Here is an 872-nt window from a genome sequence, read left to right as displayed (position 1 = left end):
CTATCCTTGATTCTCTATATAAGCCTTGATTGTTTCAGGGTTTGCTTCGCCTATACTACAAGCAAAAAATCCATCAATCCAAAAAGTCTTTTCGTTCCAAAAATGTTTTCTTAGAAATGGCTCAAACCTAATATCTTTCCAAACATAAAAAGTTGTTATTTGTTTTATTTTTTGGATAATGGAACTTATGCTAACTCTTGGTAAGTATTGTATCATCAAATGGATATGGTCTATATCACTTTCCATAGCTAAAATTATAAATTCTCCACTCTTGCTTATCTCATCAATTTTAGTTTTAATAAAATAACTCAAATCATCTTTTAGAATTTTCTTTCTATATTTGCAAACCAAAATTATATGTGCTTTTAGATTGTGTTTAGAGCGATTTGTGGAGATATACCCACGAAGTTCATAATTATTCTTTTTCATTTTTTATGCTCATATTTATATTTTTATGTTATATTGTACAATATAAATAAAACAAGGAATACTAAAATTTGCTTAGTGCTATAAAATATAGAATTTATCCTACTAAAGCTCAAAAAGAATTAATTCATAAACACTTTGGTTGTGCTAGAGTAGTTTATAATTATTTCTTAGATTATCGCCAAAAACAATTTAGTAAAGGCATAAAAGAAACTTACTTTACAATGCAAAAACAACTCACAATACTAAAAACACAAGAAAATTATTCTTGGCTTAATGAGTGTAATTCGCAAAGTTTGCAAATGGCTCTTAGACAACTTGCTACTGCTTTTGATAATTTCTTTGCTAAAAGAGCCAAATATCCTAGATTCAAATCAAAGAAAAATGCTAGACAATCTTATGCTATTCCGCAAAATATAATCCTTGATAAAGATAAAAAGAAAGTG

General features: G+C 27.4%; 2 protein-coding genes. One reads left to right on the top strand and one right to left on the bottom strand.

Annotated features, from left to right (window positions below):
* Entirely contained in the window at positions 1-429 is a 429-nt protein-coding gene (tnpA, locus tag CCZ01_RS09935) for an IS200/IS605 family transposase (RefSeq protein ID WP_112053038.1), read from the bottom strand.
* A gap of 68 nt (positions 430-497) precedes the next feature.
* Here tnpA and CCZ01_RS09930 point away from each other — a divergent pair.
* The coding region (locus tag CCZ01_RS09930; protein ID WP_181566401.1) for a helix-turn-helix domain-containing protein at positions 498-872 on the top strand (375 nt) is incomplete at its 3' end.

Origin of the sequence: Helicobacter monodelphidis (assembly GCF_003288845.1) — a bacterium.
Classification (GTDB): domain Bacteria; phylum Campylobacterota; class Campylobacteria; order Campylobacterales; family Helicobacteraceae; genus NHYN01.
Note: the sequence above shows the minus strand (reverse complement) of the source record. Positions and strands in the feature narration are given on the sequence as shown.